The organism is Pandoraea sp. XY-2 (genome assembly GCF_004193915.1).
GTDB lineage: Bacteria > Pseudomonadota > Gammaproteobacteria > Burkholderiales > Burkholderiaceae > Pandoraea > Pandoraea cepalis.
In genome coordinates, this window is the sequence record NZ_CP030849.1 from 4128636 (window position 1) to 4143570 (window position 14935).

Consider the following 14935-nt stretch of genomic DNA (forward strand, 5'->3'; position numbering starts at 1 on the left):
GCGGCAAATCGCTTATTTCGTCACAGGATCTCGTTTTTTATGAAAACCGCTCAAGAACTCCGCGTCGGTAACGTCGTCATGATCGACGGTGAGCCCAATGTCGTGCTGAAGACCGAATACGTCAAGTCGGGCCGCAACTCCAGCGTCGTCAAGATGAAGTACAAGAAGTTGATGGGCGAAGGCCGTGGCGAGTTCGCCTACAAGGCCGACGACAAGTTCGACGTCGTTGTGCTCGACAAGAAGGAAGTGACCTACTCGTACTTCGCCGACCCCATGTACGTGTTCATGGACGCCGACTACAACCAGTACGAAGTCGAAGCCGAAAACATGGGCGACGCGATCAAGTACCTCGAAGACGGCATGAAGTGCGAAGTCGTTTTCTACAATGAAAAGGCCATCTCGGTCGACCTGCCGACCTCGCTCGTGCGCGTTGTGGAATACACCGAGCCGGCCGTCAAGGGCGATACGTCGTCGGGCCGCGTGCTGAAGAACGCCAAGATCAACGATCTGCTGGAAATCCAGGTACCGCTGTTCGTCAACACTGGCGACAAGATCGAAATCGATACGCGTACCGACGAGTACCGCAGCCGCGTCTAAGCGATTGCGACTCGGCCCGCGCCGTCCACGGACGACGCGGCACGATCCGCGACCGTCAGGCAACAAAAAAAGCGCTCTTCCCGTCAGGGTTGAGCGCTTTTTTGTTTGGCGGGCGTGTCTCGCTTACGCGCCGAACGTCTCCGTGATCAGACGCTTTGCCGCCTGATATTCCGGCTGCGCGAGCATCTTTTCCCAGCCGTGCACCTTGCCGCGGCCCTGCAGATGCTTGATGCGGCGCTGAGACGCGGTATCGGGCACCGACTTCATTTCATGCAGCAATCGGTCCGCCTTTTCCGGACTGTTGCAGATGAGGACCATGTCGCAGCCGGCGGCCATGGCGGCGTGCGCCGCCGTCACGACATCGCCGGCAGCGCTCGCCCCCTGCATTGACAGGTCGTCGCTGAAAATCACTCCGTCGAACGCGTACTTGCCGCGCAGGATTTCCTTGAGCCACTTGGCCGAGAATCCGGCGGGGTTCGGATCGACCTGCGGGTAAATCACGTGCGCCGGCATGACCGCCGCCAGCGACATGCCGAGCCAGTCATACGGTTGCGCATCGACGCTGAGGATCTCGTCGAGCGAGCGCTCGTCGACCGGAATTTCGTGGTGCGAGTCGGCCGCCACGAAACCATGCCCTGGGAAGTGCTTGCCGCAGTTCGCCATCCCGGCGAGCAGCAGGCCGTGATTGAGGCTCTTGGCCAGCATGGCCACCACGCGCGGGTCGGCGTCAAACGCACGATCGCCGATGACCGCCGACGTTCCGTAGTCCAGGTCCAGCACGGGCGTGAAGCTCAGGTCGATATCGCACGCGCGCAATTCGGACGCCAGCACATAGCCGACGGCCGTCGCCACGCGCGTAGCCTTGAACACGTCGTCGTGCCAGAGCTTGCCCAGCTTGCCCATGGCCGGCAGGTGCGTGAAGCCGTCGGTACGAAAGCGCTGCACGCGCCCGCCCTCATGATCGACAGCGATCACGATGTCGTCGCGCAGGTCGCGAATCTGCTTCGTGAGCGCACACAGTTGCGCGCGATCGTCAAAGTTGCGGGCGAACAGGATCACCCCTCCGGTCAACGGATGGTCGATGCGACGGACGTCGTCTTCGCTGAGGGTCAGCCCGACGACGTCCAGCATCACCGGGCCCGGCCTGCGCTTCGTCATTGCGTTTTCTCCGATGCAATATTGCGAATGTTGCCTACATTACGTGATGCGATCGCAAAGGCGACCGCATACTCTTTCTCGTCCGTGATCGAAATCTCGATCGACAGTTGCCGCTCGGCCAGCCACTGCACCAACTCGCCCGACGCCACCACGACCGGCTTGCCGGATGGCGCATTGAGCGTTTGCACGGCACGCCACGTCATCGGCCACCGCATACCCAGCCCGATGGCCTTCGACACGGCCTCTTTCGCCGCGAAGCGCGTGCATAGATACGCGAGTCCGCGCACGGCGGACCGGCTCTGACGCGCGTGATAAACCTTGAGTTCCTCGGGCCCCAGCACGCGCTCGGCGAACCGCCCGTGGGTGCGCGTCATGACGCCGACAACACGGCTGATCTGGAGGATGTCCGTGCCTACGCCGTAAATCACCGTGCCCCCGGACTCAGGGCCAGCGGCACGCTCGCCTGGCGGCGGCACGTCGGGGGACGAAGGCGACGGCATCGTCGGATCGCTCATGGGCAGCGCCTGATGGTGGGAGGAAAGGCGTCGTGACTCAGCCGCGCGCCGCGATGCGGCTGGCGACCATGATGGCCTTCATCTCGCGCACGGCGTTCTCCCAGCCCGCGAAGAGGGCGTGGGCGACGATCGCGTGTCCGATGTTCAGTTCGGAAATGCCTTCAATCGCTGCGATCGGCTGCACATTTTCATAATGCAAGCCATGTCCGGCGTTGACGCGCAGGCCCAACGACAGACCGAGTGCGACGGCACGTTCGACGCGAGCGAACTCGGCCTCGCGCGTGGCCTCGTCGTGCGCCTCCGCGTAGCGTCCGGTGTGCAGCTCGACCACCGGCGCCCCCATGCGCGCCGCCGCGCGGATCGGTGCTTCGTCCGGATCGACGAACAGCGACACACGACTGCCCGCTTCGCCGAGTTGCTGCGTCGCGGCAGCCACACGGTCGTACTGACCGACTACGTCCAGCCCGCCTTCGGTCGTCAGTTCCTGACGACGCTCCGGCACCAGGCAAACGTCGTGCGGCTTGGTGCGGCATGCGATCGCCAGCATCTCGTCCGTCACGGCACACTCGAGGTTCATCCGCGTGAGCAACTTGTCGCGCAGATTCGCCACATCGTCGTCGCGAATATGACGACGATCTTCACGCAAGTGCAGCGTGATGACATCGGCGCCCGCCGCTTCAGCCAGCAATGCCGCCCTGACCGGGTCGGGATAGGCCGTGCCGCGCGCGTTGCGCACCGTGGCGACGTGATCGATGTTCACCCCGAGGTCGATGGGGTTGCCGTGGAAGAAGAGGCTCATAGTTTTTGCAGGTCGAGCAGGATCTGCCGCGTGTTGAGCGGAACGCCGCCCAAGTGGTGGTTGAGAAGAAAGCGCATGAGCAGCTTGCTTTGCTGTACGGTCTGCGCCCGGGAATAATCGTCTTGCTCCATGTCGAGCAACGTCTGCCCGATGACGACCGGCCAGTCCGACGGTTCATCGCCGCCCGCCGGGCGTACCCCCGGTCGGGATGAAACACGTAGCGGCGCTCGGGCGCGACCTTGCCGCGCGTCTGCGTGCAGCGGTCGAACGCCACGGCGTAACCGGTCTCACGCAGCAGCACGCGCTCGAATGCCCGCAGGATGATGCCCGCCGGCTCGCCATGCGCGAGATGATGCAGCGTGGTCAGATAGTGCTGGAAGAGCTTGTCATGCGGATCGTCGCGCGCGCAGAACTTCACCAGCAATTCGTTCAGGTAGAACCCGCTGAGCAGCGCATCGCCTTCAAGCGGACGCAATCCGCCAACCCACTCGGCCTTGGTCAGCGTACGCAGCTCTGCCTTGCCAAGCCAGGCGAGCGAGAGCGGCTGAAACGTCTGGAGTACGCCACGCAGCGCCGAGTGCGGACGTTTGGCACCCTTCGCCACGAGCGCAACACGTCCGTGGTCGCGCGTGAGCACGTCGATGATCAGGCTGGTTTCGCGGTAGGGATAGCTGTGCAGCACAAAGCCGGGCTGCTCGGTCACGCGGCTTTGCTCGCGCTCGGCCGCCCGGGCGGGCGATGGCGCACGGCGCACGCGTTTCGCTTCGCGCTTGACGGTATCGGTGGCGGCTTCAGCGTGCTGGAACGCATCCGACGCATCGTCGTCGACAGTCCGTGCGCGCGCGCTGCGCGCCTGGCGAGCCGGTCGCGCCCCAATCGCCCCGGCGTGCGAGGCACGAGGGACCGACGTCAGCGGCGCACCGGCAGCCGACACACTGCTTGCCGCCAGCGTCACATCGTCCGGCGGTGCAATATCGTCACGTAAGGTGTCAGGTTCACTCGTAGCCATACGCCCGCAGGCCGGCCTCGTTGTCGGCCCAGCCACCCTTCACCTTGATCCAGACTTCCAGGTACACGGGCCCGTCGAAGAGCTTCGCCATATCGAGACGGGCATCGGTGGAAATCTGTTTGAGCTTCGCCCCCTTGTTGCCGATGATCATCGCCTTGTGGCTGTCGCGATCGACCAGAATCGTTGCGAACACGCGGCGCAGATCCCCTTCCTGCTCGAATTTGTCGATGATCACCGTGCTTGTGTAGGGCAGCTCGTCGCCCGTCCAGCGGAACACCTTCTCACGCAGGATCTCGGCCGCCATGAACCGCTCGCTTCGGTCGGTGAGATCGTCTTCGCCATAGATCGGCTCGCCTTCGAGCAGGTACGGACGCAACACCCCGAGCAACCGATGGGTGTCATCCGGACGCTTCGCGGACAGCGGCACGATCTCGCGGAAGTCGCGCAGGTCGCCCACCCTTTTCAGGAACGGCAGAATTTCCGCTCGGTCGGCAATGCGATCGAACTTGTTGACGATGAGCAGCACCGGGGTGTTGTCGGGCAGCAGCTTGAGCACCTTCTCGTCGTCCGGGCCGAAGTTGCCCGCTTCGATGACGAACATGACGACATCGACGCTGGAAAGCGTGGAGGTCACGGCGCGATTGAGCGATCGGTTCAGCGCAGTGGCGTGACGCGTCTGAAATCCCGGTGTGTCGACGAAGATGTATTGCGCATCGTCCGTGGTGCAAATGCCGGTAATGCGATGCCGCGTCGTCTGCGCCTTGCGCGAGGTGATGCTGATCTTCTGACCGACGAGGGCGTTGAGCAGTGTCGATTTGCCGACGTTCGGACGCCCGACGATCGCCACGGTCCCGCAGCGAAAATCCGTCTTATCGTTCATGTTTGGAAACTCTCTTGAAAGGGGGCGGCGCATCGCGCTCTCCCCTGAATGGGGCTCAGGCGGCGGCCGGGGGTTGCTTGGCGGCGTCCGACTTCTCGGCTGCGGGTTTTTCGGCGGACTTGTCGATGGGCTTATCCGCTGCCTTGTCGGCCGGTTTTTCCGCGGGCGCTGTCGGCGTGCGAGCGGCACCGTTGCCAACGGGCGCCGTCATGGCCGGCGCAGCGCGCATCTGCCCGGCGCTCTCCGCCATTTTTGCCTCGGATGCCGCAGCCTTCGCCGCCCGCTTCTTCGCGGCCTTGGCGCTCTTCTCGGCCTTCGGCTTGGCCAGCGCCGGCATCTTCTGCACTTCCTCCAGCGCCTTCTTGGCAGCCGCCTGCTCGGCCGCGCGTCGGCTCGCGCCCGATCCGCCGGCCTTGATGTCGAGCTTCGGCACCGTGCACTCCACCTCGAACTGCTGGTTGTGCGCAGCGCCGTGCGTGGCGGTCACCGTGTATTGCGGCAGCGCAATCTTGTGGCCTTGCAGGTATTCCTGGAGCAGCGTCTTGGCATCCTTGCCGAGCGTTTTCGGATCGACATGTTCAAGCACCGGCGTGTACAAGCGCTCGATCACGGCATACGCCGCTTCGAACCCGCCATCGAGATACATCGCCCCGAACAGCGCTTCAAGGGTATCAGCCAGAATCGAGGGGCGACGGAAACCACCGCTCTTGAGTTCGCCTTCGCCCAGGCGCAGAAATTCGGAGACGCCCAATGTCTGCGCGATTTCGTACAAGGATTGCTGCTTGACGAGATTGGCGCGCACACGCGAGAGGTCGCCTTCGTCGAGCTTGCCGTAGCGACGGAACAGGATCGCTGCGACCGAACAGTTGAGGATGGAATCGCCAAGAAACTCCAACCGCTCATTATTGGCGGCACTATGGCTACGGTGCGTCAGTGCTTGGCAAAGCAATTCCGCATCGTGGAAGCGGTACTGGAGACGTTCTTCCAGTGAGTTCAGAGATTGAGGCATGGCGCAAGTATAGCGCGACGCTCCCGCCCCGGCGCGCGTCGTCGCCAAGAAACGACGGGCCGGACCGCCTTGCGGCGGGCTTTTCGGACTCGCGAGAGGGGGCGGGATCGGACATTTCCGGGTGACGATACGTCGATCTCCCCCATGCCCTCTGCCCGTCGCACCAATTAATTCGAAATTTAAAATAATAATGCGGAAATCAGCTTTTTATCGCCAATTTCCGCATTAATCGAACCATCGCCCGGGGGCGGCGGCCTCCCCGTCGACCGGCAAGCTTACTGGAAGCGGCCCAAGCGCTTGAGGTTCGAGAAATTCATCCAGATGAAGAACGCCCGGCCCACGATGTTTTGCTCGGGCACGAAGCCCCAGTAACGACTGTCCGCGCTATTGTCGCGGTTATCGCCCATCATGAAGTAGTTGCCTTCCGGCACCTTGCAGATCACGCCCTGGCTGTTGTATTGGCAGTTCTGCTTGTTCGGAAAGTCGTCGGCACCCAGGATATACGGCGGCACGTTCGGGTCGTTCAGAATGCGGTGCTTCACGCCGCCCACCGTCTCTTCGAACTGCTTGAAGTAGGCGATGTGCTCCTCGTCGAAGTAGTCCGGCAAGGCGGTCTCCGACACGGGTTGACCGTTCACCGTGAGCTTCTTGTTCTCATAGGCCACCACGTCGCCCGGCAGGCCGATCACGCGCTTGATGTAGTCCATCGACTCATCTTTCGGGTAGCGAAACACCATCACATCGCCCCGCTTGGGTTCACCGATCGAGATGATCTTCTTGTTGACCACCGGCAGGCGAATGCCATAGTCGAACTTGTTCACGAGGATGAAGTCGCCCACGAGCAGCGTCGGAATCATGGAGCCCGACGGAATCTTGAACGGTTCGACCACGAACGAGCGCAGCACGAACACCGCGAGAATCACGGGGAAGAAGCTCGCCGAATACTCGAGCCACCATGGCTGACGCAGCTTGTCGTCGCGCACTTTCGCACGCGCACTTGCGATCACGCCGCTATCCTGTGAGCCGGAGCCCTGGATGCCAGACCCCTGCGTGGCAAGCTGCTGTTGATCGAATTGCGCCAAGGCGTCCTGTGCTGCCCGGCGGCGCGCCGGTTGAAACACCAACTTGTCGGCCAACCAGGCCACCCCGGTCACCAGCACCAGGACAAAAAGAATCAGGGCGAAATTCATGCGGGACCTGTCGCTACGTTATTTGTCTTCGACTTGCAAAATGGCAAGGAACGCTTCCTGAGGAATCTCGACACTCCCCACCTGCTTCATGCGCTTCTTACCTTCCTTCTGTTTCTCAAGCAGCTTCTTCTTGCGCGAGATGTCGCCACCATAGCACTTGGCCAGCACATTCTTGCGCAAAGCCTTGATGTTCTCACGGGCAATGATGTTTGCGCCGATGGCCGCCTGAATCGCCACATCGTACATCTGGCGCGGAATGATTTCGCGCATCTTCGACGCGACCTGCGCGCCGCGACGGCGGCTCTCCGAACGGTGCACGATGATCGACAGTGCGTCGATCTTGTCGCCGTTGATCAGCATGTCGACCTTGACGACGTCCGACGTGCGGTACTCCTTGAACTCATAGTCCATCGACGCGTAACCGCGCGACACCGACTTCAGACGATCGAAGAAGTCGAGCACGATCTCGGCCATCGGAATTTCGTAAATGAGGCGCACCTGACGGCCGTGGTATTGCATATCGATCTGCACGCCGCGCTTTTGCTGACACAGCGTCACCACCGAGCCGACATACTCCTGCGGCATGTACAGGTTGACCGTGACGATCGGCTCGCGCACTTCTTCAATGCGGCCCGGATCCGGCATCTTCGACGGATTTTCCACCGTGGTCACCGTGCCATCGCGCTCGACCACCTCATAGATCACGGTCGGCGCCGTGGTGATGAGATCCATGTCGAACTCGCGCTCCAGGCGCTCCTGCACGATTTCCATGTGCAGCAGGCCCAGGAAGCCGCAACGGAAACCGAATCCCAGTGCCTGCGAAACTTCCGGTTCGTATTGCAGCGAGGCGTCGTTGAGCTTGAGCTTTTCGAGCGATTCGCGCAGCGCGTCGTACTGGTTTGCCTCGACCGGGTAGAGGCCGGCGAACACCTGCGGCTTGACTTCCTTGAAGCCCGGAAGCGCCTCGGGCGCCGGCTTGGTCGTGGTCGTCAGCGCATGCGTGACGGTATCGCCGACCTTCGCGGCGCCCAGTTCCTTGATGCCCGAGATGATGAAGCCCACCTGGCCGGCCGACAGCGACGGGCGTGGCTGCGACTTCGGCGTGAAGACCCCCACTTGCTCGACCGGGTAGGTCGCGCCCGTGGCCATCAACTGAATTTTTTCCTTCGGCTTGAGCGTGCCGTTGACGATGCGCACCAGCATGACCACGCCCACGTAGTTATCGAACCACGAGTCGATGATCAACGCTTGCAGCGGAGCGGCGGCATCGCCCTTGGGCGGCGGAACCTTGGCGATGAGCGCTTCGAGCACCTCTTCCACGCCGAAGCCGGTTTTCGCGGAGCAGCGCACGGCGTCGGTTGCCTCGATACCGATCACGTCCTCGATCTCCTGGATCGCGTTCTCCGGTTCGGCCGATGGCAGGTCAATCTTGTTGAGCACCGGCACGACTTCCACGCCCAGCTCGATCGCCGTGTAGCAGTTCGCCACGGTCTGCGCTTCCACGCCCTGCGAGGCATCCACCACGAGCAGTGCGCCCTCGCATGCGGAGAGCGAGCGGCTCACCTCGTACGAGAAGTCGACGTGGCCCGGCGTATCGATGAGGTTCAGGTTGTACACCTTGCCGTCACGCGCCTTGTATTCCAGGGCAGCCGTTTGTGCCTTGATGGTGATGCCACGCTCTCGCTCGAGATCCATCGAGTCGAGGACCCGGGATTCCATTTCACGATCGGACAGACCGCCGCTCAACTGGATGATGCGATCGGCCAGGGTCGATTTCCCGTGGTCGATGTGGGCGATGATCGAAAAATTGCGGATATGGTCCATGAGGCGAGGCTAGAGAAGAGTCGGTGCCATCGGATTCGGCTCGGCAGCGACTTTCGAGAGAATCGGCAAACACGATATTTTAGCCGAAAGCGCGGCGATGCCGTCCGGAATCGCATGCATCACGGCAGTCCATCGGAATTGGCGGGAAGCTTGGGACGATCGGGCGTCGTTCGAGGCTGGGATGGGATAGAGCGAAACGTCAACCTGAGCGCAATGCGGCAGCGACCGCCGCTGCGTCGAAACGATACCGGCACAACTCGCGCTCGCCGAGTGCAAGCACCGGCACGATCTCGTCGTATTGCGCTTCCAGCGCCGGGTCACTGTCGACATCGATGACGGTGACTGAGAAATTCCACGCCGGACGCATCGCTTCGAGCGCCGCAAGCATGTCATCGCAAAGATGACACCACTTGCGGCCATAGAGCGTCAGCGCCGGCGCGTGCATGAGACAGCGGTGTTACTTGCCGGGCGTGCGCGGACGCAGCGGCACGAATTGCGTGGCATCGCCGCGACGCACGAGGATCGGCACGAGGCGCTTCGGATCGAGCGCCTTGACCACCTCCTCAAATTGCTTCGCGCTGACGATGTCTGCATCGCCCACGCGCAGGATGATGTCACCCTGCTGCAAACCGGCCCGCCCTGCCGAACCTTCGGCCAGTTCGACCTGCACGCCACCGCGCAGCTTCATGTCCTTCTTCTGCGATTCGGTCAGGTCGGAGACCACCAGGCCCAGCGCATTCGGGTGGGGCGTGTCGGCACTCCCGCTCTGCGCCTTGGACGCCTTCGGCGTATCCGTATCGGCTTCCGCGACGGTGATGCGCAAGTCCTGATTCTTGCCCTTGCGCAGCACCTGCAGCATTGCGCTCGACCCGGGCTTGGTCTCGCCGACCATGCGCGGCAGGTCGGTCGCATGATCAACGGCCCGGCCCTCGAACTTCATGATGATGTCACCCGGCTGCACCCCCGCCTTCTCGGCCGGACTACCCGGCTCGATGCTGCGCACCAGCGCGCCTTGCGCCCGCGGCAGCCCCAGCGAATCGGCAACCTCCTTGCTGACCTCGCTGATCGCCACGCCGATCCGGCCGCGCACGACCTTGCCGCTCTTCTTGAGCTGGTCGGCTACGCGCATGACTTCATCGATCGGGATCGCGAACGAAATGCCCATGAAGCCACCGGTCTGGCTATAGATCATCGAGTTGATGCCGACCACCTCGCCGCGCATGTTGATGAGCGGCCCCCCCGAATTACCCGGGTTCACGGCCACGTCCGTCTGAATGAACGGCAGGTAATCGCCGGTATCGCGGCCCTTGGCCGATACGATGCCCGCCGTTACCGTATTGTCGAGACCGAACGGCGAACCGATCGCCACCACCCATTCGCCAACGCGCAGTTTGTTCGAGTCGCCTACCGGCACGGTCGGCAGGTCCTTGGCGTCGACCTTGACCACGGCGACGTCGGTGCGCTTGTCCGCACCCATCAGCTTCGCCTTGAACTCGCGCTTGTCGGTGAGGGTAACGTAGATACTTTCAGCGCCATCGACCACGTGCGCGTTGGTCAGGATGTAGCCGTCGGCCGAGACGATGAAACCCGATCCGACGCCGCTGTTCTGCTCTTCATCCGGCTGCGGCTGGCCGCGTCGGGGCGTACCACCCTTCGGGCCTGGCTGCTGCGGCAGGGGCACACCGAAGAAGCGGCGGAACAGCTCGGCCATGTCGCCGTCCATGCCGGGCGGCAAGCCGCTCTGACTGCGGCTCACGCGCTCGGTCGTCCGAATGTTCACGACGGCCGGGCCGACCCGGTCGACCAACTGGGTGAAATCGGGAAGATTACTGACGAGTGGCGCCGCCGCCCCTGAGGCCGGGGCGGCAAAAGCAGCAGGTGCCCCCGCCAATTGCGCGGCAATGGCGCCACCAAGGATGACACGAAGCAGGAAGGTCTTCTTCATTGGAAGATCGTGGTGCGCGATAGTCTCGGAATGCTTGAAGGCAGCCCGGCTCCCCGACAGGGCATTGCGTCTGTCGGTGCCTCGCTGCCCGGACCGCACCGTCACCGGTTGCGGCCCACCCGACAGCCGGTCACTTCGCCGGCTGTTTGTACTCGATGCTGGAGGCGAACTGCTGCAAGGTTGCCTGCGGCACTTCGCCAAGCAAGGTCAGCCAGTAGTCACCAAAGCGCTTGATCAGAATGTTCGTCGCGCCGGCGCTGCCGTGGCCTTCCTTGCGCTCTCGCGTGGCCGGTTCGATAAATACCGAAAGTCCGGCCATGCCGTCTGAATATACCACCTGCTGGACTTCCAGCGGTTTGCCGTCGACCGTCGATCGCATGGTGCGGCGCACTTCGCGCACCGCCTTGAACCCCGGCACCTTCTTGTCGACGTCGATGCTCCAGCCGGCATCGGACAGATGCATCGGCACGATTTGCGGCTTGATGACGTGCCAGCCGTGCGTTGCCTGGATGGCGTGCACGATGCGCGCCTTCTCACTCGGCACACCGATCGAGATCTGCGAGAATGCCGCCTGCTCGAGCAAATGGCCTTCGGCGTCGAGGGTCTGGGCGCGCAGCAACAGGCCGGTGTTGCGATCGGCCCACAACCGGTAGCCGAAGCGGTACTCGTCCTTTGGCGTGAGTTCGATCACCATGCAGTCAAAGCCCGCCATGCGCTCATTCGGCAGCAGCTTCGGTGCGTAGTAGTCGAGCACGTCGCGATTGGGCGTGGCGAGCAAGGCAGGGAACGAGTCCTTGCTCTCGCGCTTTTCCAGAAACACGGTCTTCTGCTCGGGAATGAGCGTGTAGACATCGTCGTTCTGCCGGAGAATGCGGCGCTGGCGTCCGTCCAGCGTCTCGAGCGCCTCGTACTCGTTACCCTTCTCGGCGAAGTGACTGATCTTCGACGAGCGCATGGTCGAACCACGCTGATAAACGAACGTGCCGATGTAGTTTTGCGTCTGCGCCGCGCGGTGGATCTTGTTGAGCCACGCGCCAACTTCGCGCCGCTCGATCAGCGGGTCGTTCGTCGGTGCGGAAGCCTGGGCCCACGCCTGCGATTGCAGCGTGGTCGCCAGCAATAAGGCGAACAGGAAGAAGGTGCGCCCGATGGGCGCGCGCGGCAAGGATTCGATACTCAGGCGCTGCATTTATTCGTCCGCTTGCGCCGAGGCTCGCATATAAGGGGAAACGCCCTGGCCGATCGGCGTCGGGGCATATTGCTGATGTGCCGCCAGATACTGGTCAAGCCGTGCATCGCGCAACACGATCAGATCGTTCGGTGCCCCCGCACTCGCGCCGTTGGCCGCCACGGCGGCTTGCGACGGTTGCGACAGCGTAACGCGCGTGAGGTTACTGCCCCCAGCGGCCGGCGTCGCGGCTTGAGCCAACACCTGCGGCTGCGTGCCGCCGGCGGGGTGATCCTGTAGACGCGGCACCACGACCCATGACAGCGCCGCCACGGCCGCCGCGGCAGCCGCCGTTGGCAGCACACGGCGTACGCGCAGGAATGGATTGATACGGGTGACACGCGAGCCCGCGGTCTTGGCGCCCTGTGCGGCGCTTGCCTGGGCGTCGGCCAGTGCGGCCGGCGCGAGGAGGTGAGGCTCGGTTTCGAGGCGAGCCGAGAAGGCCGCCATGAAGGCCGACGCCGACCGCGGCAACGTCAACTCATCGGAACGCAGGGCGTCTCCAATCAAGTGGTAGTCGTCCCACAAAGGCCGGCCGGAAGCGTCAGCCTCATCCAGCAGGGCAGCCAGCTCGTCCGAATCGAATTCCCCGTCCACCAACGCGGAAATTCGCTCGGCTTGCAGCCCCCGCTGCGTTTGCACCGTCGCTGATCCCATGATATCCCCTAACGAAAATAACTTCCCCGGCGGCGCGCTCACCAGCGCTTGCCGTCAGGCGTGTCCAGCAGCGGCCTGAGCCGGCTGGCAATCGCTTCACGCGCCCGGAAAATTCGCGAACGGACCGTTCCGATCGGGCACCCCATGGCTTCGGCGATCTCTTCGTAGCTCAACCCCTCGATTTCCCGCAGGGTAATGGCCGTTCGAAGCTCATCGGGCAAAGCCTCCATCGCCGCGTTGACCGTTTGAGCAATCTGCTTGCTCATCAGCAACGACTCAGGCGTGTTGATATCCCTTAGTTGATCAGCCTCGGCAAAAGTTTCCGCTTCTTCAGCGTTCGCTTCAGTCGAAGTCGGTGCACGGCGTCCCTGCGTTGCCAGGTGGTTCTTTGCCGTGTTGACAGCAATACGATACAGCCAGGTATAGAACGCCGACTCGCCGCGAAACTGCGGCAAGGCACGGTAGGCCTTGATGAAGGCCTCCTGCGTCACATCCTCGACCTCGGCGGCGTCGCGCACGAGCCGCGATACGAGGCGGATGATCTTGCGGTGATATTTCGCGACCAGCAGCTCGAAGGCGGCTTTGTCGCCTTTTTGCACGCGCTCGACGAGCGCCTGGTCGATTTCTCGTTCACTCACCTGATTGGGATCCGTATTTTCTCTGGCGGCCAGGCCCCGGTCGGGCCTGATGGCTCCACGGCAGCACGGGCCACCGCGGCGGGAAGTGTCTGTTACGCCGCACGCCCGGGCACACTCACCGGAGCGTGGGTCAGCGGAACGGGACGCCTGCGCGGCGTCCCGCGAACCTAGACTCGCTGGAAGACCAGCGTGCCGTTAGTCCCGCCGAATCCGAAAGAGTTCTTCAATGCGACATCAATTTTCAGATCGCGCGCCACGTTTGCGCAGTAATCCAGGTCGCAAGCGGGGTCCTGATTGAAGATGTTGATCGTCGGCGGCGACTTCTGGTGATGGACAGCCAGCACGGTAAACACCGACTCCAGGCCGCCCGCGCCCCCCAACAGGTGACCGGTCATCGACTTGGTCGAGTTCACCACGACCTGCTTGGCGGCATCCCCCATCAGGCGCTTGACGGCAACCGTCTCGGCGATATCGCCCAGCGGGGTCGACGTACCGTGCGCATTCACATAGTTCACGGTATCCGCGTTGATACCGGCATCGCGCAGCGCGTTCGTCATGGCGCGCAGGGCGCCGTCGCCGTCCTCGCACGGGGCGGTCATGTGATACGCGTCGGCGCTCATGCCAAAGCCCGTCAGCTCGGCGTAGATCTTCGCGCCGCGCGCCTTGGCGTGCTCGTACTCTTCGACCATCATCACGCCAGCACCCTCGCCCAGCACGAAGCCGTCGCGATCCTTGTCCCACGGACGGCTCGCCGTCGCCGGGTCGTCGTTGCGCGTCGACAGCGCGGTCATGGCGGCAAAACCGCCGATCCCCAGCGGCGACACCGTCGATTCGGCGCCACCGGCAAGCACCGCATCGGCATCGCCGTACTGGATCATGCGCGCAGCCTGACCGATACAGTGCAGACCGGTCGTGCAGGCGGTGACGATCGCGAGGTTCGGCCCCTTCAGGCCGTACTTGATCGACAGGTGGCCCGAGATCATGTTGATGATCGAGCCCGGCACGAAGAACGGGGAAATCTTGCGCGGGCCGCCTTTGAGCAAATCGTCATGCGTGTCTTCGATCATCGGCAGACCGCCAATGCCCGAACCGACCAGCACGCCAATACGTTCCGCGTTTGCTTCGGTGACGGTGAGGCCACTGTCTTCGAACGCCTGAATGCCTGCGGCGAGGCCGTAATGGATAAAGGTATCCATGCGGCGCGCTTCTTTCGCCGACAAGTACTCTTCGGTCTTGAAGTTTTTCACTTCGCCGGCGAATTGCACTTTGAATTCGCTCGCATCGAACTTCGTGATGTTGGCGATGCCCGAACGGCCTGCGACCAGATTCTCCCAACCCTCGGCAACAGTGTTGCCGACCGGCGAGATCAGGCCCAGACCGGTAATGACGACGCGACGACGACTCACGATACTCCCCTTCTTCTGCTGGGTCTTACAAAACAAAAGCCACAGAGGCGACAGGGTTCGACCCTGTGCTCCCTGCGGCT

13 protein-coding genes and 2 pseudogenes are annotated in these 14935 nt (G+C 62.8%); 1 reads left to right on the plus strand and 14 read right to left on the minus strand.

What is annotated here, in order from left to right; translation table 11 throughout:
* Positions 1-39: 39 nt before the first annotated feature.
* Positions 40-597: an elongation factor P gene (efp, locus tag DRB87_RS18570; RefSeq protein ID WP_017232520.1), complete on the plus strand. Its 558-nt coding sequence runs from the start codon at positions 40-42 to the stop codon at positions 595-597.
* Positions 598-720: 123 nt separating this feature from the next.
* On the opposite strand, the gene nagZ is transcribed toward efp, so the two are convergent.
* The 14 genes and pseudogenes from nagZ to fabF form a co-directional block, all read right to left on the minus strand.
* Complete coding sequence (gene nagZ / locus DRB87_RS18575; RefSeq protein WP_130026944.1) at positions 721-1755, minus strand: beta-N-acetylhexosaminidase; 1035 nt, start codon at positions 1753-1755, stop codon at positions 721-723.
* Positions 1752-2270 carry a holo-ACP synthase gene (acpS, locus tag DRB87_RS18580; protein WP_281352555.1) on the minus strand — a complete coding sequence of 173 codons (519 nt, stop codon included), beginning with the start codon at positions 2268-2270 and terminating at the stop codon, positions 1752-1754. Before acpS ends, nagZ begins: the two co-directional genes overlap by 4 nt.
* A 37-nt stretch (positions 2271-2307) precedes the next feature.
* Positions 2308-3069: a pyridoxine 5'-phosphate synthase gene (pdxJ, locus tag DRB87_RS18585; protein WP_130026945.1), complete on the minus strand. Its 762-nt coding sequence runs from the start codon at positions 3067-3069 to the stop codon at positions 2308-2310.
* Positions 3066-3823 (minus strand): annotated as a pseudogene (gene recO, locus DRB87_RS18590) (DNA repair protein RecO). Before recO ends, pdxJ begins: the two are co-directional and overlap by 4 nt.
* A gap of 241 nt (positions 3824-4064) precedes the next feature.
* The gene (gene era, locus DRB87_RS18595; RefSeq protein ID WP_130026946.1) at positions 4065-4958 is read right to left on the minus strand and encodes a GTPase Era; all 894 of its coding nucleotides are present in this window, start codon (positions 4956-4958) and stop codon (positions 4065-4067) included.
* Positions 4959-5016: 58 nt separating this feature from the next.
* Positions 5017-5967: pseudogene (gene rnc, locus DRB87_RS18600) on the minus strand (ribonuclease III); the annotation flags it as partial.
* A 275-nt stretch (positions 5968-6242) separates the two neighbouring features.
* On the minus strand, positions 6243-7157 hold the full coding sequence (lepB, locus tag DRB87_RS18605; RefSeq protein WP_130026948.1) for a signal peptidase I: 915 nt from the start codon (positions 7155-7157) through the stop codon (positions 6243-6245).
* 18 nt (positions 7158-7175) lie between these two features.
* Positions 7176-8981: a translation elongation factor 4 gene (gene lepA, locus DRB87_RS18610; protein WP_130026949.1), complete on the minus strand. Its 1806-nt coding sequence runs from the start codon at positions 8979-8981 to the stop codon at positions 7176-7178.
* A 199-nt stretch (positions 8982-9180) separates the two neighbouring features.
* On the minus strand, positions 9181-9426 hold the full coding sequence (locus DRB87_RS18615) for a glutaredoxin family protein (protein WP_130026950.1): 246 nt from the start codon (positions 9424-9426) through the stop codon (positions 9181-9183).
* Positions 9427-9438: 12 nt separating this feature from the next.
* Positions 9439-10926, minus strand: a complete 1488-nt coding sequence (locus DRB87_RS18620; protein ID WP_206100037.1) for a DegQ family serine endoprotease — start codon at positions 10924-10926, stop codon at positions 9439-9441.
* Positions 10927-11056: 130 nt separating this feature from the next.
* Positions 11057-12115 (minus strand): MucB/RseB C-terminal domain-containing protein, encoded by a 1059-nt coding sequence (locus tag DRB87_RS18625; protein ID WP_130026951.1) that lies wholly within the window; start codon positions 12113-12115, stop codon positions 11057-11059.
* A complete protein-coding gene (locus DRB87_RS18630) occupies positions 12116-12811 on the minus strand; it encodes a sigma-E factor negative regulatory protein (protein ID WP_130026952.1) in 696 nt (231 codons plus the stop codon).
* A gap of 38 nt (positions 12812-12849) precedes the next feature.
* The gene (gene rpoE / locus DRB87_RS18635) at positions 12850-13449 is read right to left on the minus strand and encodes an RNA polymerase sigma factor RpoE (protein ID WP_017232507.1); all 600 of its coding nucleotides are present in this window, start codon (positions 13447-13449) and stop codon (positions 12850-12852) included.
* Between the two features lie 167 nt (positions 13450-13616).
* Entirely contained in the window at positions 13617-14855 is a 1239-nt protein-coding gene (gene fabF / locus DRB87_RS18640) for a beta-ketoacyl-ACP synthase II (protein WP_130026953.1), read from the minus strand.
* Positions 14856-14935 lie beyond the last annotated feature (80 nt).

Bases quoted from the DNA above. Each gene is read 5' to 3' on its own strand.
- DRB87_RS18630 (WP_130026952.1), bottom strand. From the start codon at position 12,811: ATGGGATCAGCGACGGTGCAAACGCAGCGGGGGCTGCAAGCCGAGCGA.
- DRB87_RS18625 (WP_130026951.1), bottom strand. From the start codon at position 12,115: ATGCAGCGCCTGAGTATCGAATCCTTGCCGCGCGCGCCCATCGGGCGC.
- efp (WP_017232520.1), top strand. From the start codon at position 40: ATGAAAACCGCTCAAGAACTCCGCGTCGGTAACGTCGTCATGATCGAC.
- pdxJ (WP_130026945.1), bottom strand. From the start codon at position 3,069: ATGAGCCTCTTCTTCCACGGCAACCCCATCGACCTCGGGGTGAACATC.
- era (WP_130026946.1), bottom strand. From the start codon at position 4,958: ATGAACGATAAGACGGATTTTCGCTGCGGGACCGTGGCGATCGTCGGG.
- lepA (WP_130026949.1), bottom strand. From the start codon at position 8,981: ATGGACCATATCCGCAATTTTTCGATCATCGCCCACATCGACCACGGG.
- DRB87_RS18620 (WP_206100037.1), bottom strand. From the start codon at position 10,926: ATGAAGAAGACCTTCCTGCTTCGTGTCATCCTTGGTGGCGCCATTGCC.
- nagZ (WP_130026944.1), bottom strand. From the start codon at position 1,755: ATGACGAAGCGCAGGCCGGGCCCGGTGATGCTGGACGTCGTCGGGCTG.
- DRB87_RS18615 (WP_130026950.1), bottom strand. From the start codon at position 9,426: ATGCACGCGCCGGCGCTGACGCTCTATGGCCGCAAGTGGTGTCATCTT.
- acpS (WP_281352555.1), bottom strand. From the start codon at position 2,270: ATGAGCGATCCGACGATGCCGTCGCCTTCGTCCCCCGACGTGCCGCCG.
- lepB (WP_130026948.1), bottom strand. From the start codon at position 7,157: ATGAATTTCGCCCTGATTCTTTTTGTCCTGGTGCTGGTGACCGGGGTG.